We start from the raw sequence: 1,302 nt of genomic DNA, 5'->3' as shown, positions 1-1,302 counted from the left end.
GGCTCTTCGTCAGATTGAGTGGGTAGGGGGTAGAATGCTGTGGAGCGGTCGTGCCCTGAATTGGAGTTAGCTGATGGTCCCTGAAGAGCTGTTTTCTCTCGCGTTAGGATTGGTTCCGCCGTGGTTGGTGGATCATGTGACTTTCACGGTGGAGGAGAAACGCCTGGATCTGCACATCAACTTTCCCAAGGGTAGTCGCTTTGCTTGCTCCGTCTGTGGTGAGGAGTGTCCGGTACATGATACCCGTGACCATACTTGGCGGCACATGGATTTCTTCCAGCATGAAGCCTATCTCCATGCCCGCGTACCTCGTGTGAAGTGCCAGGAGCATGGAGTGCATCAGATATCTGTTCCCTGGGCACGGGAAGGCTCGCATTTCACCCTGCTCTTCGAAGCGCTGATCATGACCCTGGTGCGGGAGATGCCGGTATTGACCGTAGCCCGCCTAGTCGGCGAGACCGACACGCTCCTGTGGCGGGTGATTGACCACTATGTGCCAGAAGCCCGTACCAGAGTGGATATGGCCCATGTCCATGCCGTCGGCGTCGATGAAACCAGCAGTCGGCGCGGCCACGACTACATCACGCTCTTCGTGGATCTGGATGCCCGGCGACTCTTGTTCGCTACTCCCGGCAAGGATGCCAAGACCTTTGAGAGATTCTCCGCAGATCTACAGGCCCATGGTGGTAGCGCGGAAGCGATCACCGATGTGAGCATGGACCTCTCGCCGGCCTTCCAGAAAGGGGCTGCCGAGCACCTGCCCAATGCGGAGATCACTTTCGATCGTTTTCACCTCATGAAGCTCGTCAACGAGGCCGTGGACGACGTGCGCAAGGGGGAAGTCCTCACTCAGCCAAATCTCAAAAAGACCCGCTGGCTCTGGCTCAAGAACGATTGCAACCTCAAGGTGAAGCAGAAAGAAAAGCTGCAGGCATTACTCAAAGACCAGAACCTCAAGACGGCGCAGGCCTACCAGTTCCGCCTGACCTTTCAGGACATCTTCACGATCAAGAATCGCCATCAGGGGGCTACCCTCTTGAAAGCCTGGTTGGAAAACGCCAGAACCAGCGATCTGCCGCCTATCGTCAAGGTCGCCTACACCATCATGAATCACTGGGATGGCGTGCTCCGATGGTTCGAGAGCCAGATCACCAATGGAATTCTGGAAGGTTTCAACAGCCTCATTCAATCCGCCAAGGCCAAGGCTCGGGGTTACCGCACGCACAAGAACTTTATCAACCTGGCCTACCTGATCCTGGGCAAGCTGGATCTCAGGCTACCCACTTGAAATGACGAGGAACC

General features: G+C 56.2%; 1 protein-coding gene. It reads left to right on the top strand.

Annotated elements, in window-relative coordinates; all coding sequences use genetic code 11:
• Nucleotides 1-73 precede the first annotated feature (73 nt).
• Nucleotides 74-1,288 (top strand): ISL3 family transposase, encoded by a 1,215-nt coding sequence (locus HAP95_RS07640; protein ID WP_215883681.1) that lies wholly within the window; start codon nucleotides 74-76, stop codon nucleotides 1,286-1,288.
• Nucleotides 1,289-1,302: the final 14 nt, after the last annotated feature.

Source organism: Acidithiobacillus sulfurivorans, from assembly GCF_018853815.1.
Taxonomy (GTDB): domain Bacteria; phylum Pseudomonadota; class Gammaproteobacteria; order Acidithiobacillales; family Acidithiobacillaceae; genus Acidithiobacillus; species Acidithiobacillus sulfurivorans.
Note: the sequence above shows the minus strand (reverse complement) of the source record. Positions and strands in the feature narration are given on the sequence as shown.

Bases quoted from the DNA above. Each gene is read 5' to 3' on its own strand.
- HAP95_RS07640 (WP_215883681.1), top strand. From the start codon at position 74: ATGGTCCCTGAAGAGCTGTTTTCTCTCGCGTTAGGATTGGTTCCGCCG.